General features: G+C 34.5%; 22 protein-coding genes, 1 pseudogene and 1 riboswitch. Of the genes and pseudogenes, 20 read left to right on the forward strand and 3 right to left on the reverse strand.

Annotated features, from left to right (window positions below; genetic code table 11):
* Positions 1–7: 7 nt before the first annotated feature.
* From sigF to BMY18_RS02015, 6 genes are all read left to right on the forward strand, one after another.
* Positions 8–721: an RNA polymerase sporulation sigma factor SigF gene (sigF, locus tag BMY18_RS01990; protein ID WP_092450043.1), complete on the forward strand. Its 714-nt coding sequence runs from the start codon at positions 8–10 to the stop codon at positions 719–721.
* Positions 722–808: 87 nt separating this feature from the next.
* Positions 809–1,444, forward strand: coding sequence for a stage V sporulation protein AA (locus BMY18_RS01995; protein WP_092450045.1), 636 nt, complete (start codon positions 809–811; stop codon positions 1,442–1,444).
* Positions 1,444–1,869, forward strand: a complete 426-nt coding sequence (locus BMY18_RS02000; protein ID WP_092450047.1) for a stage V sporulation protein AB — start codon at positions 1,444–1,446, stop codon at positions 1,867–1,869. The genes BMY18_RS01995 and BMY18_RS02000 overlap by 1 nt, the downstream gene beginning before the upstream one ends.
* Positions 1,870–1,921: 52 nt before the next feature.
* Complete coding sequence (gene spoVAC, locus BMY18_RS02005; RefSeq protein ID WP_092450049.1) at positions 1,922–2,383, forward strand: stage V sporulation protein AC; 462 nt, start codon at positions 1,922–1,924, stop codon at positions 2,381–2,383.
* Positions 2,384–2,388: 5 nt separating this feature from the next.
* Positions 2,389–3,402 (forward strand): stage V sporulation protein AD, encoded by a 1,014-nt coding sequence (spoVAD, locus tag BMY18_RS02010; RefSeq protein WP_092450051.1) that lies wholly within the window; start codon positions 2,389–2,391, stop codon positions 3,400–3,402.
* A gap of 15 nt (positions 3,403–3,417) precedes the next feature.
* Positions 3,418–3,774, forward strand: coding sequence for a SpoVA/SpoVAEb family sporulation membrane protein (locus BMY18_RS02015; protein WP_092450053.1), 357 nt, complete (start codon positions 3,418–3,420; stop codon positions 3,772–3,774).
* A gap of 488 nt (positions 3,775–4,262) precedes the next feature.
* Here BMY18_RS02015 and BMY18_RS02020 read toward each other — a convergent pair whose 3' ends face one another.
* A complete protein-coding gene (locus BMY18_RS02020; RefSeq protein ID WP_092450055.1) occupies positions 4,263–6,956 on the reverse strand; it encodes a transglycosylase domain-containing protein in 2,694 nt (897 codons plus the stop codon).
* A gap of 346 nt (positions 6,957–7,302) precedes the next feature.
* Here BMY18_RS02020 and BMY18_RS02025 point away from each other — a divergent pair, with 346 nt between their 5' ends.
* From BMY18_RS02025 to BMY18_RS21595, 11 genes and pseudogenes are all read left to right on the forward strand, one after another.
* Positions 7,303–7,956 (forward strand): YigZ family protein, encoded by a 654-nt coding sequence (locus BMY18_RS02025; protein WP_092450057.1) that lies wholly within the window; start codon positions 7,303–7,305, stop codon positions 7,954–7,956.
* Positions 7,957–8,355: 399 nt separating this feature from the next.
* The gene (locus BMY18_RS02030) at positions 8,356–9,909 is read left to right on the forward strand and encodes a type 2 periplasmic-binding domain-containing protein (RefSeq protein ID WP_092450059.1); all 1,554 of its coding nucleotides are present in this window, start codon (positions 8,356–8,358) and stop codon (positions 9,907–9,909) included.
* Between the two features lie 143 nt (positions 9,910–10,052).
* The gene (locus BMY18_RS02035) at positions 10,053–11,558 is read left to right on the forward strand and encodes an ABC transporter permease subunit (RefSeq protein WP_242940936.1); all 1,506 of its coding nucleotides are present in this window, start codon (positions 10,053–10,055) and stop codon (positions 11,556–11,558) included.
* A 12-nt stretch (positions 11,559–11,570) separates the two neighbouring features.
* Positions 11,571–12,437, forward strand: a complete 867-nt coding sequence (locus BMY18_RS02040) for a carbohydrate ABC transporter permease (RefSeq protein WP_092450063.1) — start codon at positions 11,571–11,573, stop codon at positions 12,435–12,437.
* 240 nt (positions 12,438–12,677) lie between these two features.
* Entirely contained in the window at positions 12,678–13,400 is a 723-nt protein-coding gene (locus BMY18_RS02045; RefSeq protein ID WP_092450065.1) for a rhamnogalacturonan acetylesterase, read from the forward strand.
* A 20-nt stretch (positions 13,401–13,420) separates the two neighbouring features.
* Positions 13,421–15,343 carry a family 43 glycosylhydrolase gene (locus BMY18_RS02050; protein ID WP_170841254.1) on the forward strand — a complete coding sequence of 641 codons (1,923 nt, stop codon included), beginning with the start codon at positions 13,421–13,423 and terminating at the stop codon, positions 15,341–15,343.
* 16 nt (positions 15,344–15,359) lie between these two features.
* Positions 15,360–16,466 (forward strand): glycoside hydrolase family 88/105 protein, encoded by a 1,107-nt coding sequence (locus tag BMY18_RS02055; RefSeq protein ID WP_092450067.1) that lies wholly within the window; start codon positions 15,360–15,362, stop codon positions 16,464–16,466.
* Positions 16,467–16,665: 199 nt separating this feature from the next.
* Positions 16,666–18,219 carry a glycoside hydrolase family 28 protein gene (locus BMY18_RS02060; RefSeq protein WP_092450069.1) on the forward strand — a complete coding sequence of 518 codons (1,554 nt, stop codon included), beginning with the start codon at positions 16,666–16,668 and terminating at the stop codon, positions 18,217–18,219.
* Between the two features lie 97 nt (positions 18,220–18,316).
* Complete coding sequence (locus BMY18_RS21585) at positions 18,317–18,664, forward strand: hypothetical protein (RefSeq protein WP_330385914.1); 348 nt, start codon at positions 18,317–18,319, stop codon at positions 18,662–18,664.
* Between the two features lie 15 nt (positions 18,665–18,679).
* Positions 18,680–19,237 (forward strand): annotated as a pseudogene (locus tag BMY18_RS21590) (ABC transporter transmembrane domain-containing protein); the annotation flags it as partial.
* Between the two features lie 99 nt (positions 19,238–19,336).
* The gene (locus BMY18_RS21595) at positions 19,337–20,101 is read left to right on the forward strand and encodes an ABC transporter ATP-binding protein (protein WP_330385916.1); all 765 of its coding nucleotides are present in this window, start codon (positions 19,337–19,339) and stop codon (positions 20,099–20,101) included.
* Positions 20,102–20,252: 151 nt separating this feature from the next.
* Here BMY18_RS21595 and typA read toward each other — a convergent pair whose 3' ends face one another.
* Positions 20,253–22,082: a translational GTPase TypA gene (gene typA / locus BMY18_RS02070; protein WP_092450071.1), complete on the reverse strand. Its 1,830-nt coding sequence runs from the start codon at positions 22,080–22,082 to the stop codon at positions 20,253–20,255.
* 243 nt (positions 22,083–22,325) lie between these two features.
* On the opposite strand from typA, the gene BMY18_RS02075 reads away from it, so the two are divergent.
* The 3 genes from BMY18_RS02075 (at position 22,326) to dapB (ending at position 25,151) form a co-directional block, all read left to right on the forward strand.
* Positions 22,326–22,961 (forward strand): single-stranded DNA-binding protein, encoded by a 636-nt coding sequence (locus BMY18_RS02075; RefSeq protein ID WP_092450073.1) that lies wholly within the window; start codon positions 22,326–22,328, stop codon positions 22,959–22,961.
* Positions 22,962–23,101: 140 nt separating this feature from the next.
* Positions 23,102–23,275: riboswitch (Lysine riboswitch) on the forward strand.
* A 134-nt stretch (positions 23,276–23,409) separates the two neighbouring features.
* The gene (gene dapA / locus BMY18_RS02080; protein ID WP_092450075.1) at positions 23,410–24,294 is read left to right on the forward strand and encodes a 4-hydroxy-tetrahydrodipicolinate synthase; all 885 of its coding nucleotides are present in this window, start codon (positions 23,410–23,412) and stop codon (positions 24,292–24,294) included.
* A gap of 101 nt (positions 24,295–24,395) precedes the next feature.
* Positions 24,396–25,151 (forward strand): 4-hydroxy-tetrahydrodipicolinate reductase, encoded by a 756-nt coding sequence (gene dapB, locus BMY18_RS02085; RefSeq protein ID WP_092450226.1) that lies wholly within the window; start codon positions 24,396–24,398, stop codon positions 25,149–25,151.
* 113 nt (positions 25,152–25,264) lie between these two features.
* On the opposite strand, the gene BMY18_RS02090 is transcribed toward dapB, so the two are convergent.
* Positions 25,265–26,080, reverse strand: coding sequence for a GNAT family N-acetyltransferase (locus tag BMY18_RS02090; protein ID WP_092450077.1), 816 nt, complete (start codon positions 26,078–26,080; stop codon positions 25,265–25,267).
* Positions 26,081–26,151: the final 71 nt, after the last annotated feature.

The raw sequence follows: 26,151 nt of genomic DNA on the forward strand, positions 1-26,151 counted from the left end.
TGGTTATATGGATCATACTAAAGAACTTATTGAAAGTGCGCACAAAGGAGATAAGCAAGCAAGAGATATACTGATTACCGAAAATATGGGGCTAATCTGGAGTATTGTCAGAAGATTTTCAGGTAGAGGATATGAGATAGAAGATTTGTTTCAGATAGGTAGCATCGGATTGATAAAGGCTGTAGACAAGTTTGATACGAGCTTTGATGTTAGATTTTCGACATATGCAGTGCCGATGATTACAGGAGAAATTAAGAGATTTTTGCGTGATGATGGAATGATTAAGGTAAGCAGAACTCTTAAAGAAACAGTTGTAAAAGTGCAGCGAGCTAAAGAACAGATAACAAAAATGGATGGACACGAACCTACTATTGAAGAGATTTCCAAAGAAATTGGAGTCATAAGTGAAGAAATAGTTATGGCATTAGAAGCTGGCTCAGAAATAGAATCGCTGTATAAAACAATTTACCAAGGAGACGGTAATTCGATTCTTCTTATAGATAAAATAGAGGAGGATAAAAATGCGCATGAGATACTAATCAATAAAATGGTTTTGAGTGATTTAATTAAATCACTCACACCAAAAGAACAAAAGATAATTGAAATGCGTTATTTTGATGAAAAAACACAAACAGATATCGCGAAAGAACTTGGAATATCTCAAGTGCAAGTATCAAGATTAGAGAAAAAAATATTGGCTAGAATGAGAGAATCTCTATAATTATTTATTTCATGAATATTTTTATTTCCATTGTAAATAATAACTTAAATGCAAAGAAAATAAAATATATGAGAGGAAGACATTATTATGAGCACAACTCTTTACCTTAAGCTTGAGAAAAACAATGAAGTTAGTAAAAAGCATGTGTGCCTAGGCGACGTTTCGACAATATGGTGTACTGATAAAGCAATTACAAGCAAGGTAAAAACCATAAAATTGATGAATATTAAAGATGACAAACGTAGAAGATACTCGTTTTCTGTAATGATGATAATAGAACTTATCAATCAAGAATATCCCAATGTTGATGTTCAAAACATTGGGGAACCTGATTTCATAATTGATTACGAAAATAAGGACAAGCAAAATCACAAACTAAATAGTATTCTAAATATAATTAAGATAGTTGTAATTTGCTTTATTACGATGTGTGGGAGTGCGTATGCAATTATGGCGTACAACAATGATGTCGCTGTTAGTGAGGTGTTTGAAAAAGCATATATTATATTTCTAGGAGATACAGGTAAAGGTCTGATGATTATAGAAATTATGTATTCTATCGGACTTACGCTTGGCATCATTGTATTTTACAATCATTTTGGTAGTAAAAAGATTACAAATGATCCAACACCGCTTGAGGTTGAAATGCATACGTTGGAATCCGACATAGATGATTCGTTAATAAACAGGAGCAGTAGAAATAAGGAAGAAGGAAACTGCTAATGTACATGCTAAGAATTATTCTTTTAGGAATATTCGGGTTTGCAGGCGGTGCTATTTCTGCATCAGGTTTTTTTGCTGTTTTAACAATTGTAGGAGTAATGAATCGATTTGCAAAAGTCACGCGTACGGCAAAGCACATAAAATTGTATGAAGATATGATCATTTTAGGTGCGACAATTGGAAATATATTAGTGATTTTTCAACTTGTTATTCATGTTGGAATTATAGCGTGCGCAATTTTTGGACTGTTTTCCGGAATATTCATAGGTAGTTTTTTGGTTTGTCTAGCTGAGACAATTAAAGCGTTACCGATATTTATACGACGCATAAGAATCTCGAGTGGATTAGGTTATATAATTTTGTTTCTTGCTATCGGAAAAGGAATAGGATCACTTATGTATTTCTATTTTTTGTATCCAAAATAAAAAACGTTTGCAAACGAGTGAAATTCGTATTATGCGGACAGATAGGAGTATTATGGCAGATGTATTAAAAGAACAACATGACAAAAAATATAATAAGTATGTTTCTGATGTAACACCTAAACATAGTTGCTTTTTAAATTGTATTAAAGCATTTATAACTGGTGGAACGATATGTATGATAGGTCAGATATTTATGACGTTATTTACAAATGCAGGTATGAGCAACGATAAATCTGCATCGTTTACAACTCTTTCTCTAATTTTCTTAAGTATATTATTAACTGGATTAAATTTATACCCATTACTAACGAAATGGGGTGGAGCTGGAAGTCTGGTGCCTATTACAGGTTTTGCAAATTCTGTGGTAGCACCAGCGATTGAATATAAGAAAGAAGGACAAGTATTTGGAATTGGCTGCAAAATATTTACAATTGCAGGACCCGTAATATTATATGGAATATTAAGCTCCTGGGTAGCTGGGGTAATTTATTATATTATATTGAAAATGAGGTGATTCATTTGGAACAGTCAAAAGGTCAGCAGAGTATTTTATTTCAAGAGCCACCTTATGTTATTGACGGTGCATCTGTAGTGGGAGATAAAGAAGGCAAAGGTCCTCTTGGAAAGATGTTTGATAGAGTAAGTGAAGATCCAATGTTTGGAATGAATACTTGGGAAGAAGCTGAGAGCTGTCTTCAAAAAGAGGCAGTGGAGATATTGCTTGGTAAATCCGGGGTATCCAAGGTAGATGTGAAATATATGTTTGCAGGTGACTTGTTAGGACAGCTAATAGCGACATCATTTGGACTGATGCAATTTGATATCCCGTTATTTGGGTTATATGGTGCATGCTCAACAATGGGCGAGGCAATGGCATTGGGTGCAATGACAGTTAATGCAGGATATGCAAAACAGGTAATTTCATTGGCATCAAGTCACTTTGCAAGTGCAGAAAAACAGTTCCGTTTCCCTTTAGAATATGGATCTCAAAGACCATTATCGGCATCTTGGACGGTCACGGGCTGTGGAGCTGTTTTAATTGGAAAAACCAAGTCAAATGTTAGAATAATTGGAACAACAACAGGTAAAATTGTTGACTTCGGTGTAAAAGATTCTATGAACATGGGCGCTTGTATGGCCCCAGCAGCAAGCAGTGTGATATATCAAAACTTTATGGATTTTGGAATTGATGAAAGCTATTATGACATGATAATAACAGGAGACTTAGGGTATGTTGGAAGAACAATATTAATCGATTTGTTAAAAGAAAAAGGCTATGATATCAGTGGTAAATATACAGATTGCGGTATAGAAATCTTCGACCAAAATAGTCAGGACACACATGCTGGTGGAAGTGGTTGCGGATGTTCCGCAGTAACGTTATGTTCATATATTTTAGACAATATTAAGAAGAAAAAATGGCAAAGAGTATTATTTGTACCTACTGGTGCCCTACTTTCTACAGTTAGCTTCAATGAAGGGAAAAGTGTACCGGGTATAGCCCATGCTGTAATGCTAGAACATTGTAATTAAGAGGAGGTGTCTTTAATGGAATTTATCAAAGCATTTATAATTGGAGGATTAATTTGTGTTGTAGTTCAAATATTAATGGAAAAAACGAAAATGATGCCTGGAAGAATTATGGTTTTACTAGTATGTTGCGGTGTGTTTCTGGGTGCAGTCGGCGTATATGGACCATTTGTTAAGTTTGCAGGAGCAGGAGCAACAGTTCCCCTTTTAGGCTTTGGAAATGTATTATGGAAGGGCATGAAAGATGCTGTAGAACTCGATGGAATATTAGGCCTTTTTAAAGGTGGATTTACAGCATGCGCGGTTGGGGTTTCGGGTGCATTGATTTTTTCATATATTGCTTCGATAATATGTAACCCCAAAATGAAGAAGTAAGGTGAATTATGATATAGGGGTGAAAAATCAATTGAGGTGGTGAGTGAATATTAATTTCTGATTATCTATTTATCTTGCCTTTCCTTCAAGCAGTATGTTCTTTACAAGCCTCAGAGATGATAAAAAGACTCGCTTACGCTCATTTTTTATCTGAGTCTTGATCAAACATAAGCACTGCTCTCAGCCGGTCTGCGATAAATGGATAATCAGAAATTAATATTCACGGCTAGTTTATCAAGTGATTTTTTATGCGTTGTATCATAATTATGGGAAAGCTTTGAAAAGCAATGAAAATGAATGGGAAGACTGGAAAGATCTGTTGGGGTGGGATTATGAGGATTTCATCGTAGTTTGTTTTATAATAAAAGAAGGGTTTGGTTTATAGCTGGTGTGGGGTGTATATGGATTGGGTAATGAAAAAAGATGTCTAGCTGAGAGGGTTGTTCTCTCAACTTGGCATCTTTTTGGGTTTATATTATTGTTTTAATTTAACGGGTGACGGGTTTTTTTGTAGCAGCGGTAGTAGCAGCGGTAGTAGCAGCGGTAGTAGCAGCGGTAGTAGCAGCGGTAGTAGCTGCTGTGGTTGCGGGCTGTGTGGCTGCGGGCGTAGTTGCTGCTTTATTGTGAATTGTACACAACGCGCTTAAAAAGGCATCTGTAACGCAATAAGCTTTATCTTCATCAAGAACGGTGTACTTTGCTGCATCGGTAGGGTTAAGAACGTTGGCTGTGGCTTTTTTAATAACAACCTTAGTAGTCGTACTAGTACAGTAAGGACTTGCAATTTGTTCGGAAACATTACATATCGTAATTCGCTTATGGACATCACAAGTTTCGGTCGGTTGATTATCTTCTGCAAAGTATTCTGTGATTATCTTGCTGCCTCTTGGATCACTATCACACAGGCCAGGAACAGCTAATTTTCCGGATTGGGAGCAAACTTGAAGCTGAACGATGCCTTTTGGCTGCTCATATGTTCCGGTTGGTAAATCTGCATGTATCTGACTCATGATAGCTTGCCAGATTGCAACATGGCTATATTCTGTTGTGCTTGGTAACTTAGAGTTATCGTCATATCCAATCCATATGGAAGCTGTGTAATATGGAGTAAATGCACAGAACCATTTATCGCCATCAAAGTTGGTGGTACCAGATTTGCCTGATACGGGTTGATTAGAAAGTTTTGCGGCCTTGCCGGTACCTTGTGGATCAGTGACAACAGATTGCATTGCCTCATTTAAAAGCCATGCTGAAGTCTCTTTTAAAACTTCGTGAGTTTCAGGAACTGTATTATCAAGGAGCAGGTTACCATCGTGATCATAAACTTGCGTATAGTAAATTGGTTTTGTATAAGTGCCTTTATTTGCAATTGCAGCGTATGCAGCAGTCATGTCAATGTTGGTAACACCCTTTGTTATTCCACCAAGTGCCAGTGATTGAACCACATCGCTGTAACCGTTTATTGCATTCTTTTGAGAGATCAAAGTAGACAAACCAAATTTTAATGCATAATTGAACCCAACCTGTGGCGTAATTGAAGTAAGGACTTTAACAGCCGGCACATTTCGTGACCATGCGATTGCATCTCTTACAGTGGTGAGACCAAGATATTTCTTATCATAATCAGTAACAAGCTGTGCTTCGGCACCTGAGTAGTAATAAGGTGCATCATCAATTGGCGTTGCAAGAGTGATTGCATTCATATCCAGTGCAGGACCATATACAGCTATCGGCTTCATTGCAGAACCAGGCTGTCTTGATGTGCCAGTAGCTCGGTTAAGTGTACGACTTCCCGTCTTTTCACCACGTCCGCCAATGATAACCTTAACGAATCCAGTATGCTGATCCATCAATGTAAACGAAATCTGAGGCTGAAGTGTAAGTGATAGTGAAGGTTCGCCAACAATTGTATCACCTTCGCCAACGACGGCGGCTTGATATTCGGCGACATCTGCTCGTGCTTTTTCTTCATTCGTATAAGTGAGCATGAAATTAGCCTGCCCGCCAGTAGTCTGAAAATACTTCTGCAATGTCTGCTGTGAATAATTCGTAATCTGCCCTTCAGCATTCTTTACTGAAAGTGCATATGATATAGAAAATTGAGTCGAAACAGGATAGCGCGACGGGTCATTGACTACAGAATTTGCAATATCTTGCATAGTGGAATCTTGAGTTGAATAGATGGATAGACCACCTTTGTATATTAAGTTAGATGCCTGTGCTTCTGTATAGCCTTTTTGAGAAACCAGATCATCAGTAAGCTGATTAATTAATTCATCTGTAAAGTATGAATAGGTAGAGCTATCTTCTTGATGTATATCCTGAATTCTAGAATATACATCATCAGCAATGGCTTCGTCAAATTGCTCCTGAGTAATATAACCTTGTGCTAACATGTTGCTTAAAACTTTTGTCTGTCGCTTTTGATTATCTTCAGCGTGCTTTACAGGATTATAGCCTGTTGGGTTTTGTGTAATAGAAGCAATAACAGCAGATTCAGAGATAGTGAGCTCTGATACATCTTTGTTAAAATAACCATTTGCAGCAGCTTCTACACCAAGATAACCATTGCCAAGATTAATTGAGTTAAGATAATTTTGAAGAATCATATCTTTATCCATGTAAGTTTCGAGTTTGATTGCTAAATACTGTTCTTGAATCTTACGCTTGAATTTTTCGGCAGTGCTTTCGTTGTATGCATTAAATACGTTATTCTTTAGCAACTGCTGCGTTATAGTACTTGCACCTTCTGAAAAGTCTAAAGAAGTAACTGCTATAGAAGCAGCTCTAAAGATACCTTTAATATCAATTCCATTATGTTCATAAAAACGTTCATCTTCAATTGCAACGAAAGCATGTTGGAGAATGAGAGGGATTTCATCAATATTCTTTGAAACTCTATTTGAACCGGATGCAACTAATGATTGTACCTCACCGCCACCATTATCATATATCTTGGTTGCGTATCCTGATGGAGATACATCAATGGTTGTGATTTCAGGTGCAGTATCAATAATGCCTTTGACCATGCCTAAAACGACACATGAGCCTCCAACAATAAATGTAACTACACAGATTAGTAATATTTTAAATGCAGTAACGCCAGCTTTTGTACCAATTTTTTTTGTCGCAGAATTAAGAAGTTTTTTCTTTTTTCTTACTCCTTTTTTGCCATAATCCATAGGTGAAATCCTCCTTTATCTCGTATAAAACATGTTAATTTCATAAAATAGTCATGAGCCTACTTTCGTGATCGTATTAGCTAAAGTACCATGTTCTACGAGGCTTTGAATCTATCGCAAAAAATAAACAGCGAAGTCAAAGTTTAAAAATATATTTTTGGTTATTATTTTACGCATATAAATTATAATTTATATTTGCATGAATGCAGACATTATATCATATATGTATATTTTTGACAAATAAAAATGACTTATACATAGGGGCTATGCTATACTTTTAATATAGTAGCAAAAATTTGTAAAGTAGTACAATTAAGACTTCTAAATTCATAAAGAAGGGAAAAACATGAACGACTCCTTTTATAAAATAATATATAAATCTGGTACAGGCGAAATAGTAGAAAAAAAATCTAGATTTATAGCAAATGTATATAATATAGAGAATGAGGAACAAGTTTCTTCATATATAAATGCAGTTAAAAAAAAGTATTGGGATGCTAGACATAATTGTTTCGCATTTGTACTGGGTGATAATAATGAAATACAAAGATGCAGCGATGACGGTGAGCCTTCTGGAACAGCAGGAAAACCTATATTAGATGTGATATTAAGAAGCGAAATACACAATTGTCTAATAATAGTGACAAGATATTTTGGGGGTACACTGCTAGGAACCGGGGGATTGGTAAGAGCGTACGGGCAAGTATCAAAAATCAGCCTTGAAAATAGTACTATTCTTGAGAAAAAGGTTGGAAATATATTAAAGGTAGTTACGGATTATAATGGCTTAGGAAAAGTTCAATATATTGCGGGACAGATGAACGTGGATATATTAGGGATTGAGTATTCAGATATTGTATCAATAACACTTGTGATTTCAGTTCACAATATTGACAAGTTTGAGAAAAAAATAACAGAGTCATTGGCGGGCAAAGTAGTGTTGGAAAACCAAGGAATGCAGTGTTTTACACATGATAATGGAAAGTTTATAAAACTTTAATATTATGAACAAAAAATTAACACTTGTAATAAAGCACAAAAAAGGCAATTTGAAATTGCAATTATGATTTTCTATAGTGATATTTAGATAAAAAACCATTAATAAAATTAAAAATATTATGCAAATTAACTATAAATCAAGCTAGTTCCAATAAAAATGAATAGATAAAATTTTAGCATTTAGCAAAATAAGATAAAACAAATATGAACAATAAGCCCGAAAAACGTAGTAAATCTCTAGTATTCACAATTTGTTCAAATAAAATACAAAAATTATTAAAAATTCTCTTGTTAAAATCACACAAAAATGTTATTATACAAACATCAATCAAAAAAAATTCAGTGGATTGATTTTTGGGAGTATTTGTTCCCGCAAAACCAAAAGGAGGGTTTTATTTTTATGAAAAACACAGTTAAAAAACTTGCTGCAGTTGGACTTACACTTACAACGGTTATGGGATTAGTTGCTTGTGGAAGCACAACAGATCAAAAAGTATCAAAATCATCAGAAATAACAAAGCCAGTTGGCTTTACAGTTATGGTCGATGGTACAGTTGTTAAAGAGACAAACGGCGCAAAAGAATTTTATGATTATTTGAATACACTCAATGGTCAACTTAACATCGAATGGGTACGTCCTGATCACGCTGGTTACTATGATGCTGTTGCGAATGCATTTAATTCAGATGATACACGTCCTGATGTTGTGTTATTGTCTTCAGATTACCTTACTTTATATGCATCTAATGGTTTCCTTTGGGATATGACAGAAGCTTACAACAATTCAGAACTTAAGTCATCTGGAAGACTTGTTGCAGGAGCTGACAAGTTAATGGAAGCACTTAAGGTTGGCGGAGAAGATGGCGCATTAGCAATGTACGGATTTGCACCAACTCGTGGTAATGGATGTGTTACATATGTTAAAGAAAAATGGTTAACAGATATTGGCATGACAGCAGCTGACATTTCAGGCACAATGAATTTTGCTACATATTATGAAATGTTAAAGAAAATGGCAGCAAAAGAAGGCAAAACAGTTATTTCTTCAGCTGGATATATCGGCGGCGAAGTACCATATACGAACTACTTACCAGAATTTTATCAACAAGCACAATATACTTTCTACAAAAATTCAGCTGGTCAGTATGTAGATGGATTTACAGAACAAGCTATGAAGGATGCTCTTGCAAGAATCGCTACAGCAGTTAAAGATGGCGTACTTGATAAGGGTAGTGTAGCTTATACAACAACACTTGCTCGTGATAAATGGAACGCAGATGCATCAGGAGTATTCACATACTGGGCTGGCGCTTGGGCTGAAACTCTTAGAGCACAATTAGCTGCTAAAAAACTTGATGACAAATTAATAGCTATTAAACCTATCAAAGAATTAGGAACTTATATTGAAAGAGTTTCACCTTCTTGGGCTATAACAACAGAAGCTGAGAATCCAGAAGGTATTTTCAAATATTTCTTAGAGACAATGCTTGATGGTGGTGATATCCAAACAGCTTGGGAATATGGCGCTAAGGGTACACATTGGGATACTAAGGCAGAAACTGTAACAGTTAAAGATGATAAGACAGCTGGAGTAGCTTATACAGAAGGACAATTCCATATGTTACCTAATGTTGAAACTCCTACAGTACTTATGTCAAAGAACTTTATGGATCCTACACTTGCTCTTGGTTCATACCCTAACGGAGATCCAGGTAAAGCATCTATAGCAAAAATCGCAATAGATGGAGAAGCAGCATTTAATGAGCAATCAACAGTTGCATCTCTTCTTCAAATGACACCTAAATTAGGCGCTTACATTGTTGATATTAACAAAGAACGTAATAATGTAATTGCTGCAGTTGCTAATGGTTCTAAAACAGTTGATGAAGGTATGACAGAGTACAACACAAAAGTTGGATCATTAGTTAAAGAAGTTCTAGAATCATACAAATAGTATTGCTACTAAAATATAATATGAGTGATAATCAAGATAGCTTTCGGGTGGCGTGCCATCCGAAAGCAAATCTTTGTTATTGATAACATATTTTATTAATGTAGAATTGAGAAATTACACACTATATTATTAGGAAAGAAGGTATGAAGATGCAATGCAAGTCTTGTCATGCAGAATTAGCAAAACATGCTAAAGTGTGCCCGAAATGTGGTGCTAAGGCCAAAAAACAGGCATTTACGAATACGAAAGTAATAGCAATATTTGGTGTATGCCTTACGTTCATTGGCGGTTTGTTGCCTTTTGTTCAGGACATAGATCCAACGAACAATGTTGTAAAAATCAACACAGATAGTATTGAAGTAGCCTATAGCTTTATGAATATTCAACAGATAGCTTATTGGTATCTATTTATGCTAGCACTTGTGGTTTCAATTGTGCTTATTGCTATCAAAAAAGAAAAACTTTCAATTATTTCTACATCTGTTGCAGCTGTAATATTTGGTGTAGCATTCTTTGCATCACCATATTGTGAATATGTTGGCAGAACTAAACCTTTTAAATTACATAATCTTACAGATTTATTAGCGGATCCCCAAGTGTATGCAATTGGAATCGGTGTATATGTGATAATAATTGGTGTTATTATAGCAATTGCAGGTTGCTTTTTTGATGTATTGAAGTATTTTAAACGGGAAATTAAAGTTGATCCAAGATATTTGTCTAATTCAATGAACAAAAATATTTGGGTTAAAATTAAAACTTATAGATGGTTTTATCTTATGTTTTTACCAGTTTTGATTTTTGTTTTATTATTTAATTATTGGCCAATGTTAGGTGTACGTTTTGCCTTTACAGATTATATAATTACAAATCCTCACTATGTTGGTATTAAGCATTTTGCAGCAATGGCAACGAAAGATGTCTTCTTTTGGAATGCATTTAGAAATACAATTATATTAAGTGTCACTAAGCTGTTACTTAACACCGGTGCTGCTGTTGTTATATCATTATTATTAAATGAGATATCAAATCTTACATTTAAGAAAACGGTACAGACAATTGTTTACCTACCTCATTTTATGTCATGGGTAGTAGTTGCTTCATTGTTCAAGTTGATTCTTTCTCCTGATGCATCTGGACTTGTTAATTCAATTCTTGTTAAAATGCATGTTTTTGCAACGTTTAATGACGTTCCATTTTACTTAGGCGATACAAGATATTGGCAAGCAACGTTTTTTGTAATTAATATTTGGAAGGATACCGGTTGGGGAACTATCTTGTTCTTAGCTACTTTGTCAGGAATTAGTCCTGAATTATATGAAGCAGCTCAGATTGATGGTGCTAATCGTTGGTCTAGAATGAAATTTATTACAATACCAGCATTGATGAACACAATAATAACAGTATTTATTCTTAATTTAGCAAAAGTTATGAAAATATTTGAATCAGTATTTGTATTACAAAACGATGCGGTTGACCCTGTTGCGAATGTTATTCAGACTTATATTTATCAGAAAACCTTTGAAGCAGGTACAGTAAACTATGGATATACAACAGCCGTTGGTTTATTTAACTCTTTAATTGGTGTGGTATTAGTACTCGGTTGTGATTTTGCAAGTAAAAAAGTCCGCGGACGCGGAATTGTATAGGAGGGAAAGAGGATGAGTAAAGAACAAGTAATAGTTAATCGAAAAAGAAAGAAAAAAATCAAAGTCTTCCCTATTGTGAATGTAATAGCATTTATAATCATTTCTATTTGTATATTGCTACCAATTTGGAAAGTTGTTGTGGATTCATTTGATGGTTTGGCTGGTTATGGTTTGGCTTTTTGGCCAAGAAAGCTTACAGTAGGTGGATATCATACAATTGTTACCAATGCATCATTATATACACCGTTCTTGGTTTCTTGTATTGTTACAATTGTAGGTACAGCACTTGGACTTTTATTATCAACATTAGGAGCTTATGTTCTTATTCAGTTTGATATGCCAGGAAGAAATTTATTAGCTTATATATTACTGTTTACAATGATTTTTGAAGGTGGTATGATTCCTACTTATCTTGTAATGAAGAATCTGCATTTGCTTGATAATTTGGCGGTTGTTATTTTGCCATTGTCAATTAATGTATTTAACTTAGTATTGATGAGAAACTTTTTTGAAGGTATTCCACAGAGTTTGCTTGAGGCAGCATCTATTGATGGATGTTCACCAATTGCGATATTCTATAAAATTGTACTTCCTCTTTCAAAAGCTGCTTTAGCGTCAATTGGTTTGATGTATGCAGTACAGTTTTGGAATGATTACACAGCATTTAAAATTTATATCACTTCACCTAAACTTTTCAATTTCCAGGTAAAGTTACGTAGCATGGTTATGGACAGTGATGTACCTAATGTCGGCGATATTGATGCGAATACGACTAAGAACGCTGCTGTTATTATTGCTATATTACCATTTATGATTATTTATCCGTTCTGCCAAAAATACTTTGTACAAGGTGTTAATGTTGGAGCTGTTAAAGAATAATTTAGCAAATTTAGAGAATTTATTAATCATAAGATATGAAGAAGGAGTTACCTAAGGTAGCTCCTTTTTGCGTCCTCTTTTTGCGTTTTCTTTTGTGCGAAAAACAAGAAATCTGTAATGTTTAGATGATTTTCCAGTAAAAAAGTGGATTAATAGGAATAAGTATTGTATAATCTATACGTTAGCGTTTTGCAAAATAAATGTAAAAGCGTGAATATGTGTATGAATGGAGACAATACTATGGAAAAGAGAATATTCTGGGCAGGTGATTCTACTGTGAAACAAAATGATTATACTTGTTTTCCACAGACTGGAATGGGCCAAGCTTTTGGCTTGTTTGTAAAGCGTAATATTAGAATTGAAAACTATGCACAGAATGGTAGAAGTACAAAAAGTTTTATAGGTGAAGGAAGACTTGCCGCAATTGATAAAAAAATTAATAAAGGTGATTTTTTGTTCATTCAATTTGGACATAATGATGAGAAGCCCGATGAAGAAAGACATACAGATGCCTTTGGAGACTATCAGGGAAATCTTGAAGAATTTATAGCTGTAGCAGTAAAACATGGTGCGCATCCGGTATTGATAACACCTTTATATAGACGGTTATTTAATGAAGATGGTAAGACATTAGTGGATAATACACATTTAGAATACCCACAAGCAATGATTCAGATTGGCGAAAAGTTAAGTGTACCAGTAATTGATTTATGCGCTAAGAGTAAGGAATTAATTGCGGAAGTTGGAATTGAAGTAAGTAAGGAATGGTTCAATCATGTACCAGCAGGAAAATATCCAAATTTTCCAGATGGAAAAGAAGACAATTCACATTTAAGATACGAAGGTGCTTATAGATTTTGTATGATAGTTGCAGAAGAACTTAAGCAATTGGGTGGTATCTATAAGGAATTATTGTTGGACCTAGATGAAGATAATGAGAATCCGGAACTTTTAAAAGATTAATAATAAAAAGTGGAGGAAATATGAATAAATTAGAAGATGCAATTATATTAGAAAGATACGAACAAGTTAAAATGATATTAGAGAAAGACCCAACACGAATAGATGATTTGAATGATAATGGTTTGAATATGACATTTTTGGCTGCAAAGACTGGAAATGAACAAATAGTAAAATATATTGTTGAATATTCAAGAGCAAGTATGAATACTGTTGACAAAGACAATCGAAATATTCTTCATTACGCAGCAATGTCTGGTAATACGAATTTAGTTAAATATTTAGTGGAAAAAGTAGGGATGTCGCCGGTTATTGGTGATTTCAACTTAATAACTCCATTTGATATTGCGCATGATTCGAAGCTTTTTGCGATGGAAAGATATTTCGAGTCCGTAGTAGGAACTTCTCTGGATAATATGTATAGAAATCCTATCAGAACAGGAATGTTTCCTGATCCATCTATTGTTAGAGTTAATAATGACTACTATATGGTTAATTCATCATTTATATATTTCCCTTGTATTCCTATTTCACACTCAAAAGATTTAGTGAATTGGAAAATCATTGGACATGCAATAGCAGATCCTGAATGGGCAGAATTAGATGGACTAGAAGGCGGTAGGGGCTATTGGGCACCAGATATTTCATATTATGATGGAAAGTATTATATTGCAGTAACTTATCGTTTGAATGATACCGGTATTGTTTATAGGAAACAGATGGTTATGTCATCCGATAAGCCACAAGGTCCTTATAGTAAGCCTGCAATTATTGATGAAGATGGTATTGATCCATCTATCTTTAATGATGATGATGGTAAAAGATATATGCTTCTAAATAGAGGCGCAAGGATATTTGAGTTGAATAAAGAGGCAACCATGCAAATTTCGGAGGCTGATCTTTTGTTTTATGGTGATTTTAAAAGAGCGCCAGAAGGTCCTCATTTATTAAAGAAGGACGGGTATTATTATTTGTTCGAGGCCGAGGGTGGAACTGGGGCTGACCACAGAGTTACAGTGTCACGTTCAAAGAGCCTAAAGGGGAACTATGAACCTTGCCCTTATAATCCTATCATGAGTCAAAATGATGCTGGTGCTGCAATACAGCGTTGTGGACATGGCAAACCAGTACAGACACAAAATGGCCAGTGGTACATGGTGTATTTATGTGGAAGAATGATTGGTGATGGATACAGTATTCTTGGAAGAGAGACAGCACTAGATCCAATTACGTGGACGATGGATGAATGGCCAATTGTAAATGGTCTTAAAGGTCCTAGTACACTGCAAAAAAAACCTAATCTTCCAGTGTGTGTCTGGGATACAGTTACAAATGACGATTTTATTGACGAAAAACTAGGCCTAGATTGGATGTTTCCAAGAGCACCAGAACAGGATGGATATTCAATAGCAGACAGCTATCTAAAAATTAGGGGTAGTAAGTGGGACCTTGATTCTATAGATGCTAGGAATGTAGTTCTTAGAAGACAACAAAGCTTCAAATTTACAGCAGTTTGTAAGATGAAGACGCCAAAGCTAAATACTGGACAAAATGCTGGTATCACTTGTTTTTATGATGAAAATACGTTCTTGAAATTTGGCGTATTTAATAATAATAGCAATGAAGAATTCGTACTTCAAGTAGTGGAGCATATTGGAGATCAAAATAGAAAATCACAGACTTTCCCAATTGATAAAGATAAAGAATTTATATATTTAAAAGTAATAGCAAATTATCTTAGGAGAGAATTATTGGTAAGCTTCGACGGTAATAGTTATAAAAGTGTCTTGATTCTTAATAATGTAAACTATCTATGTGATGAAGGCCTTGAAAAGGGTAAACGATTTACGGGTGCGATGGTTGGCATGTATGCATTTGCAGGAAAAAATATACAGCAGGAAAGCAATGATTTGGTTGTAGAGTTTGATTACTTTAATTACGATTAGAAAAGGCGGACGAAACGTGAATAACACAAATGAAAAAGTAGAAAAATTTATCAAAGAATATATTGATAATTTTAAGAGCGCAAAAGATAATAAGTGGAATTATGAAGATGGTTGCGTTTTAAAGAGTGCAATCATGATGTATGAGGTTACTGCTGAAGAATATTACAAAAAATTTATACTTGATTATTTAAAAAAGTATATTAATGAAGATGGATCTATCAATTTCTATAATAATATGGATTATAACATTGATAATGTAAGTACAGGAACTGTATTGTTTTTTGCATATGAAGAAACTGGTGATGAGAAGTATAGAACTGCAATTGAAAACATAATGGACCAATTAAGAAAACAGCCTAGAACTGAAGCAGGTAACTTCTGGCACAAGATGATTTATCCGAATCAAGTTTGGCTTGATGGTCTATATATGGGTCAAGTATTTTATATGCAGTATGAGACAAAGTTTGGCGGCAAGGAACATTATAATGATATTATTTCACAATTTAAAAATGTTAGGAAATATATTTTTAATGAAGAAAAAGGATTGTATTATCATGCATATGATTCACTAAAAGAACAACCATGGGCTAATAAAGAGACTGGAGTATCTCCAAATCACTGGCTCAGAGCAATCGGTTGGTATCTTCTAGCAATCATTGATACTATGTCAGTAATGGAACAGCCGATTTATGAGTACTACAGAGAATTGCAATCTCTATTCAAAGAAGCGATTGCAGGAGTTCTTCAGTACCAAGATAAAGAAACAGGACTTTTTTATCAAATAGTTGATAAAGCTGACGCAGAAGGCAATTATCTTGAAACATCGGGTTCTGTAAAGATTGCATATGCAATTCTTAAGGCTTGTAGAATGAAAGTATTATTGTCGGAAAAATATGAAGATAATGCATTTCATATTTTAAATTCACTTATTGACACTAGATTAGAGGAAGTTGATAAGAAATTGCAACTTGGTGGAATTTGTGGTGTTGCAGGACTTGGCGGAAAAGAAAAGAGAGACGGAACACTAAAGTACTATTTCAATGAGCCAGTGATTTATGATGATCATAAAGGCGTAGGCCCATTTATAATGGCATATTCAGAAAGCTTAAGAATAAAGAAATAAGAATAAGGAAATAAGAATAAAGAAATAAGAATAAAGAAATAAGAATAAAGAAATAAGAATAAAGAAATAAGAATTAAGAATTAAAAATAATTAAAAACGAAAAACAATAATTTTAAAATTAATTTTACGTACCATATAATATAAATGATGGACATTCATAAAAATATAGATGTTGGTTAAACCGATAGGAGAAAAATTTATGGAATTAAAATTAGTAACGAAGACAGGAAGAAGCGTCGTTGTCGAACTTACCGAATCAGGGAAATTCTATTCACAAAAAAAGTATGAAATATATGTAAATGGTCAAAAATTTATGGACAGTGATAAAGTCATTACTTCATTGTATAATTTAAAACCCAATACTGAATATGTGATTAAAGCGGTTTATGAGGGCAAGGAATTTGGCGATGTAAGAGTGAAAACAGATTGGGAATACATAACACTTAATGTGAAAGATTTCGGCGCATATGGTGATGGCGTTCATGATGATACAAATGCAATTCAATGTGCAATAATGGCGTCCCCAAAGGATAGTAGAATTTTAGTTCCTGCTGGTACATTTAAGATATCAAGTATTTTTTTGAAGAGTGATATAACGATAGAACTTGCTAAAGATGCAGTACTTTCTGCATTTACACAAAGAGACAAGTTTCCAATTCTTCCAGGCGTGATTGAAAGCTATGATGAAACGGATGAATACAATTTAGGCACTTGGGAAGGTAATCCACTCGATATGTTCTCTGCAATTATAACGGGCATTCATGTTGAAAATGTTGTGATTACTGGTGAAGGTGTCATTGACGGGTGTACGTCATTTGAAAATTGGTGGAAAAATCCAAAGGTTAGAAATATTGCTTGGAGACCTAGGTTGTTTTTTATTAATCACTGCAAGAATGTTACGCTTCATGGAATTACGGTTCAGAATTCGCCATCATGGACATTGCATCCATATTTTTCACAAGATTTGAATTTTATTGATATTAAAATATTAAATCCAGCTAACTCACATAATACAGATGGCCTTGATCCAGAATCATGTACAAATGTATTGGTGCTAGGTGTATACATTTCAGTAGGTGATGACTGTATCGCAATCAAGTCAGGTAAGATATTTATGGGCAAGAAATACAAGGTCCCTACATCTAACATGATAGTAAGACAATGTTGTATGAGAGATGGACATGGTGCAGTAACCGTTGGAAGTGAGATCGCAGCGGGTGTTAAAGATGTGCATATTATTGATTGCTTATTTCTTAATACGGACCGTGGACTTCGTGTTAAAACTAGACGCGGCCGTGGTAAAGATTCAGTGCTAGATAATATTTCATTCGAAAATATTGATATGGACAATGTAATGACGCCATTTGTTGTAAACAGCTTCTATTTCTGTGATCCAGATGGAAAAACAGATTATGTAGCATCAAAGGAACCATTGCCAGTTGATGACAGAACACCATCGATTGATAGACTGACATTTAAAAATATTGAGGCTAAGAATTGTCATGTTGCTGGAGCTTATATTTATGGACTTCCAGAGCAGAAGATCAAAAAAGTCACATTTGAAAATATTAATATTTCATATGCCAAGGATGCACAATCAGGGACTGCAGCAATGATGCTTGGGTGTGAGGAATCTTGTAGAAAAGGAATTGTTGTTAACAATATTGAGGAATTAATCCTTAAAAATGTGAATATAACAGGCTGTGTCGGCGAATCGGTTATCGCAGGTAATGTGAATAAAATTACGAAATAATATTGTGAAGTAGTATTTAAAAAAAATTTCAAAAAGAAACATATCATAATGAAATATATGGTTTAGGAATATCGTAAAGCAAGAAAGAAGTGTAAACATGAAAATGACATCCCCAAAGGCAGTAGATGAATGGTTTATTGAGTGCTATAAAACTCATAAGGGTCATCCATTACAAATTTTGGTCGCAATATATAAAGGAAACTACTCTAAGTTTTTTTTGGCAGTAGTTTTCTTTTTTATAAAGCATAGTCCAGTATTGGTGCTGCCAATCATAACAGCAAATATAATAAATGATATAACAACAAATGCTCCCAATCTTATGAGAAATATATTTATAAATTCAATCATAATGGTCGTCCTTATTGTTTTAAATGTTCCAATGAATTACCTGTATACGAAGTATAAGAGCCAGGCAACCAGATATGCAGAAAGAGGACTTAGATAAGCACTCGTAAGAAAACTTCAACAATTATCAATTTCCTATCATAAAGAGACTCAGTCAGGTCGACTGCAGTCAAAGATAATGAGAGATGTTGAGGCCGTTGAGACACTTTCCACTCAGATGTTTTTAGGAATACTAAATATTGTATTAAATGTAGGGGTTGCATTGATTGTAACAATAACACGAAGCATGACGGTGTTCATGTTTTTCCTTTTGACAACACCAGTTGCTGCAATTACATTGGTATCATTTAGAAGCATAATGAAGAAGAGAAACAGTGAGTTTCGCCAGGAAATGGAAGAGACTTCTGCACGTGTAATGGAAATGGTAGAATTGATTCCAGTCACGAGAGCACATGCACTCGAAGAAGAAGAAGTGAAAAAGATGAGTGGACAGCTGTTTACCGTAGCCGAGAAAGGTTATAAACTAGATCTAATTCAGTCACTGTTTGGATCAGTTGGATGGGCCGTATTTCAGATCTTTCAGATTGGATGTTTGGCATTTACAGGTTATTTAGCATTTAGTCGTAAGATTTTACCAGGTGATATAACCTTGTATCAAAGTTATTTTGCGACAATTGTAAATCAGGTATCTGCACTTGTTACTTTGATTCCAACAATTGCAAAAGGTGTGGAATCAGTAAACTCAATTGGTGAAGTTCTTCTGGAAGAAGATGTGGAGAAGAATGAAGGAAAACAAAAAATCAACGAAGTCAAAGGCAAATTTGAATTTAAAAATGTAATTTTTAGATATAATAAAAGTGAAACCAATGTCCTAGATAACTTTAATCTGACCGTTGAACAAGGTGAAACCATAGCATTTGTAGGCGAATCTGGCGCGGGTAAATCAACAATTCTTAACCTTGTTATCGGATTTAATGAAGCAACAAGTGGACAAGTTCTGATTGATGGAAGAGATATGAAAGATATTGATTTGAGAACCTATAGAAAGCATATTGCCGTTGTACCTCAAACGTCAATCTTATTTTCTGGGTCGATAAGAGATAATATTACATATGGTATGAATGATCTTGAAGATGCTACGGTACAGGAGGTTGTAGATGCTTCTAACCTTAGGGAATTGATTAATTCATTACCGAATGGTCTTGATACGATGGTTGGTGAACACGGTGGAAAGCTCTCAGGAGGGCAAAGACAGCGTATTGCAATTGCTAGGGCGTTAATACGTAATCCTAAAGTTATCGTTTTAGATGAAGCGACATCAGCACTAGACAGCATATCAGAGAAGCTGATTCAGGAAGCACTTGGTAACTTGACAAAGGGTAGAACAACATTTATTGTTGCACACAGACTTTCAACAATTCGTGATGCCAATAAGATCGCAGTAATTGATGGAGGCAAATGTATTGAATATGGTACATTTGATGAATTGATGGAATTAAAAGGCGAATTTTATAAAATGAAAGTTATTCAAAGTTAATCAAATAAGATTAAAGTTTATTTAAAGATAATCTTATACGATCAAAAGTTCTTCAAAGTTAATCGTTTAAGATCAAAATTAAAATAATAACAAAAAAACACATCGACCATTCGGCCGATGTGTTTTTTGCTGTATAAAAATAATATATGAATTAATTTCTCTTTTGTCTGTATCTCTTAGTAGAATCAAGTTCTTTCTTTCTAAGTCTAAGAGATTTTGGAGTAACTTCCAAAAGCTCATCAGTATCAATATAATCCAATGCTTCTTCAAGACTAAGAACCTTAGGTGTAACAAGCTTTAATGAATCATCAGCACCTGAAGAACGAGTATTTGTTAAATGCTTTGTCTTACATACATTTACATCCATATCCTCAGCACGAGCATTCTGACCAACGATCATACCTGCGTATACTTTTTCGCCAGCACCAATGAAAAGAACACCACGTTCTTGAGCGCCATATAAACCAAAAGTAACAGCTACGCCAGCTTCATATGCGATAAGAGAGCCCTGTTTTCTGTACTGGATTTCGCCTTTGTATTCTTCGTATGCTTCAAAGGTTGTGTTGATAATACCATTTCCCTTAGTGTCTGTAAGGAATTCTCCACGATAACCGATCAAACCTCTTGAAGGGATAGAGAATTGAAGTCTTGTATAATTACCATTGAGTGGTGACATACCAATAAGCTCACCTTTTCTTTGGCTTAATTTTTGAATAACTGTACCAGTAAATTCGTCTGGAACATCAATATATGCCATTTCGATAGGCTCTAACTTTTTGCCACGTTCATCTAAATGGAATAAAACTTCTGCTTTACTTACTGCAAATTCGTAACCTTCACGTCTCATATTTTCAATAAGAACGGAAAGATGGAGTTCTCCACGACCAGATACTTTATATGAGTTTTCTGTGCCTTCATTATCTTCAACACGAAGACTTACATCAGTGTTGAGTTCTCGGTACAGTCTGTCTCTAATGTGCCTTGATGTAACATATTTTCCTTCTTTACCAGCAAGAGGACTATCATTAACAATAAAGTCCATAGCAAGTGTTGGCTCAGAAATCTTCTGGAAAATAATTGGAACTGGATTTTCAAGTGAACATAGAGTATCACCAATGTGAATGTCTGCAATACCTGATATTGCTACGATAGAACCAATGTTAGCTTCTTGAACTTCTACTTTATTTAAACCATCGAATTCATATAGCTTCGTAATTCTAACACGTTTCAGTTTGCTTTCATCATGTGCATTAACGAGCATAACTTCTTGATTAACGCGAATCTGGCCATTATCAACTTTACCAACACCAATACGTCCAACATAGTCATTGTAATCAATAGTACTAATAAGTACTTGAGTATCTGCATCCGGATCACCTTCTGGAGCAGGAATGTTTTCAAGGATTGATTCGAAGAGTGGAGTCATGTTTTCTCTTGGATCATCTATCTCAGCCATAGCATAACCGTTTCTTGCTGAAGCAAATATAAATGGACAGTCAAGCTGTTCATCACTTGCATCAAGATCCATAAATAATTCTAATATCTCATCAATAACTTCATGAGGTCTTGCTTCTGCACGATCAATTTTATTAATACAGACGATAACTTTTAAATCCAAAGCCAAAGCTTTTCCTAAAACAAACTTTGTCTGTGGCATAACGCCTTCATAAGCATCAACAACTAATACAACACCATTAACCATCTTAAGTACACGTTCAACTTCTCCACCGAAATCAGCATGTCCTGGAGTATCAATAATGTTAATTTTTGTATCTTTATAAAATATTGCCGTGTTTTTCGCAAGTATTGTAATACCACGTTCACGCTCAATATCATTTGAGTCCATTACACGTTCAGCAACCTCTTGGTTTGCTCTAAATGTTCCACTTTGTTTTAATAACTCATCAACTAATGTAGTCTTTCCATGATCAACATGTGCAATAATTGCAATATTTCTTATATCTTCACGTTTCATTTTCATTCGAATAATCCTTCCTTAAACAACTAAATCTACAAATATATAGTAACCATAACTTATTAATTCTATCACAAATCTAGAAGAATGCAAGAGAAATATTGTATACTGTATAATTTCAGTACATATATATATAATAATATGCAAATTAATAATAAAATTGTAATATTTTCATCAATAAACACATATACATATTAAGACTAAAAAAATATAAAGCACATTAGTAGCAAACGAAGGGAGAAATACGAAATGATTGATAAGGTTATTGAGAACAACAGAGTATGTATCATCGGGGAGGTTATATCAGGATTCCAGTTTAGCCATGAAGTTTTTGGGGAAGGATTTTATGTAGTTGACGTATCGGTCAACAGATTAAGTGCTATGGCAGATGTTGTACCACTTATGATTTCAGAAAGGCTAATTGATATTACCAAAGATTTTACAGGGCTTACAATTGAAGCAATAGGACAGTTCCGTTCATACAATCGGCATGAAGGAACAAGAAACAGATTAGTACTTTCAATATTTGTAAGGGAATTTGAATTTGTGGAAGAGGCGCCTGAGGAGCAAGTGAAATCGAATCAAATATATTTGGATGGATATATTTGTAAACCACCTATTTATAGGAAAACACCACTTGGAAGAGAAATTGCCGACATTTTAATTGCGGTAAATCGTCCTTATGGGAAATCTGATTACATACCTTGCATCGCATGGGGGAGAAATGCCAGATATGCAGCTTCACTTGAAGTAGGAGCACATATGCTTGTTTGGGGGAGGGTTCAAAGTAGAGAGTACACTAAAAAAGTGAGTGAAGAAGATTTAGAAAAAAGAATTGCTTATGAAGTATCAGTAAGCAAACTTGAGCTTGTAGATAGAGAATAAAGCAATCAGAGATTCGCTTGCAAGATTTGTGCCTGTGGCACAAACTTGAGATTTAGAATAAGAATAATAAATTATCAATAATAAATTAACATAATTTCTTTTGTTGACATAGCTTTAGACAAGTGTTATATTAAAATAAATTTAAAAGTAGAGGTCGCGTTGTTCAATAGTAGGTTGCTGTATGTGTCAGACACAATTGATGGCAGGTGAAAGGGAATAGCGCCGAAGTATTAAGAAACCTGAATTCTTAATGCTGGGCATGCAGTTAATATCTGTATGACTGTCATCTTAATTGATGGAGGGCTACTTAAAGAAATAATATTTCACTTAGTTCTTTAAGAGTTGGCCCCGTGGTCAACTCTTTTTAGTTTTCGAATATTATTAATAGTAAGAGTTGATTTTATAGGATAAATACCACTATAATAGATCTATAATAGGAGGAATTAATATGGCAATTTTCAAAGGAGCAGGTGTTGCAATTGTCACACCGATGTATGAAAATGGAGAAGTTAATTATGTTAAATTAGAAGAAATTCTTGATTTTCAGATTAACAATAGCACAGATGCAATTATAATCTGTGGAACTACTGGTGAGTCTTCGACACTCACACATGAGGAGCATTTAGAATGTATCCAATATACTGTTAAACATGTTAATAAACGGGTTCCAGTTATTGCAGGTACAGGTTCAAATTCTACTGAAACAGCGATATATTTATCTAGGGAAGCCGAAACAGCAGGAGCAGATGCTCTGCTTATTGTTACTCCATACTATAATAAAGCAACACAAAAGGGATTGCTTGCACACTATAGAGCAATTGCGAATTCGGTTAGCCTACCAATTATTATGTATAATGTGCCTAGTAGAACTGGCTGCAATATTTTGCCAGAAACAGCTGTTAAACTAGCAAAAGAAGTGAAAAATATTGTCGCAATCAAAGAAGCAACAGGAGATATTTCCCAGGTGGCGAAGCTTATGGCACTTGCAGATGGTTGTATTGATTTGTATTCTGGGTGCGATGATCAGATTGTTCCAGTTATGTCGCTTGGAGGAAGCGGAGTTATATCCGTGCTATCAAATATTTCGCCCCAAAAGACACATGATATGGTTGTGAAATTTCTTGAAGGTGATGTTTCGGAAAGTATTAGACTTCAATTAGAAGCAATTGAATTAATTGATGCTTTATTTTGCGAAGTAAATCCAATTCCAGTAAAGACAGCGATGAATTTTATGGGAATGGAAGTTGGTCCACTTAGAATGCCACTAACACCTATGGAAGATAAGAATGCTGAAAAACTCAAAAATGCAATGAAGAAGTACAAATTAATTTAGTGAAAGATAGATGAAAGTGCATAAAAAGACCTTTATTATAAATAATATAAATACATTTATAATAGAAGAGATAATTTAGACAAATGAAAGGATATATTGATATGATAAGAATTATAATGCACGGCTGTAATGGAAAGATGGGTCAGGTCATCACTAATCTTCTAAAAGATGATGAAAACGCAAGGATAGTTGCAGGGATTGATCCATATGATGATGGACGTAACTCATATCCAGTATTTTCTTCATTGGATAGTTGCGTTGTAAAAGCTGATGTAATCATAGATTTTGCATCACCTAAAGCAATGGATTCGTTATTAGAATATTCTGTTAAAGAGGGCGTACCAGCTGTATTATGTACAACGGGATTGTCAGATGAACAAATCAAGAACATTGAAGAGGCAAGTAAAAAGGTAGCAATTTTAAAATCTGCAAATATGTCTCTTGGTATTAATATAATGTTTAAATTATTACAAGCAGTAGCAAAGATACTTGTTCCCGCTGGATTTGATGTTGAATTAGTTGAAAAACACCACAATCAGAAGGTGGATGCTCCTAGTGGTACGGCATTAGCACTTGCAGATGCAATCAAAGAAGTTCTTCCAGACGACTATTTTTACAAATATGATAGAACGCAGGAAAATGCGAAGAGAGATCCAAAAGAAATCGGAATTTCTGTCATTAGAGGCGGTACAATCGTAGGAGAGCATGAAGTTATTTTTGCTGGTGAAGATGAGGTTTTAGAATTCAAGCATACTGCATATTCAAAATCAATATTTGCAAAAGGCGCAATTGAAGCGGCGAAGTTCTTAGCTGGAAAACCAGCTGGATTTTATGATATGAAAGATGTAATTGGATGAGAATTGAATAGATAGATTAAGACTGTTAGTATAAGTAAGATCGATTAGGTTGGCTCGATTAAGTTAGATAATTAAGCAAGATTGATTAAGTTAGTGCCATTAAGCTAGATCGATTAAGTTAGACGGTAGTATTCAATCTGTTCCATTATTTTAAAACCACAACGACTATAGAGCTTGCAGGCAGAAGTGTTTTTGCTAGTAACATTTAAAATCAGTGGTTTTGAGGTGCATTTAAAATAATCATGAATAATAAAATTCATAAGTTTAAGGCCATATCCTTGATTGCGATATGGCTTTTTGATTTCTACGCCCCACAGATTCGTAAATTGTGATTCCTCACTAAGTTGACAGATACCGATAACCTTCGAACGCCTCAGAAAATGTTTTTCAAGGAGGTGATAAGCAATAGGAACATCAGATTCCTCAGAAAAAGTGTAGTTGAACTGCAAATGTTTTGGTATATCACTGGAAAATATATTAGAAGAATCAACGTCAAGTTTTTGCAAGTATTCAATATGAGATAAACATTTGCAAAGGCTAGATTCTTGATATTCTAATGGAACGGCACAGTATATATTAGTGATACCTAAAATATTAAGCTCGGTAAGCGCGCACTTGAATAGTTGAGAAAATAATCCTTGGCGGCGTTTACAAGGAACGGTCATTGCGGTTATTTCAGATTCCATTAGGCAATCGTTTGCACTTGCAGAAGTACTTATATCACTGCTTACATATGAATTTGTGCTTGGAAAGGAGAGAAATGATAAAAATGAAACTAAAATCTTGTCTTCATAATATAGAAAGAAGCAGTTTTCTCCAGTAGCAGCAAAATTTTCATAGTAAGGATTATAGTTTCCACTCTGTTTTGCCAATTCAGAAATATCTGAAAGTTGTATGTCATTTAATTGATTTAATTTTAAAATATTCAAAGTTATGCTCCTTTTTGTTGAATATAAAAGAGATGATAATTCCTTAAATATTCATAAAGCTATTGTAGCAA

This window comes from [Clostridium] fimetarium (assembly GCF_900111235.1).
Lineage (GTDB): Bacteria > Bacillota > Clostridia > Lachnospirales > Lachnospiraceae > Clostridium_N > Clostridium_N fimetarium.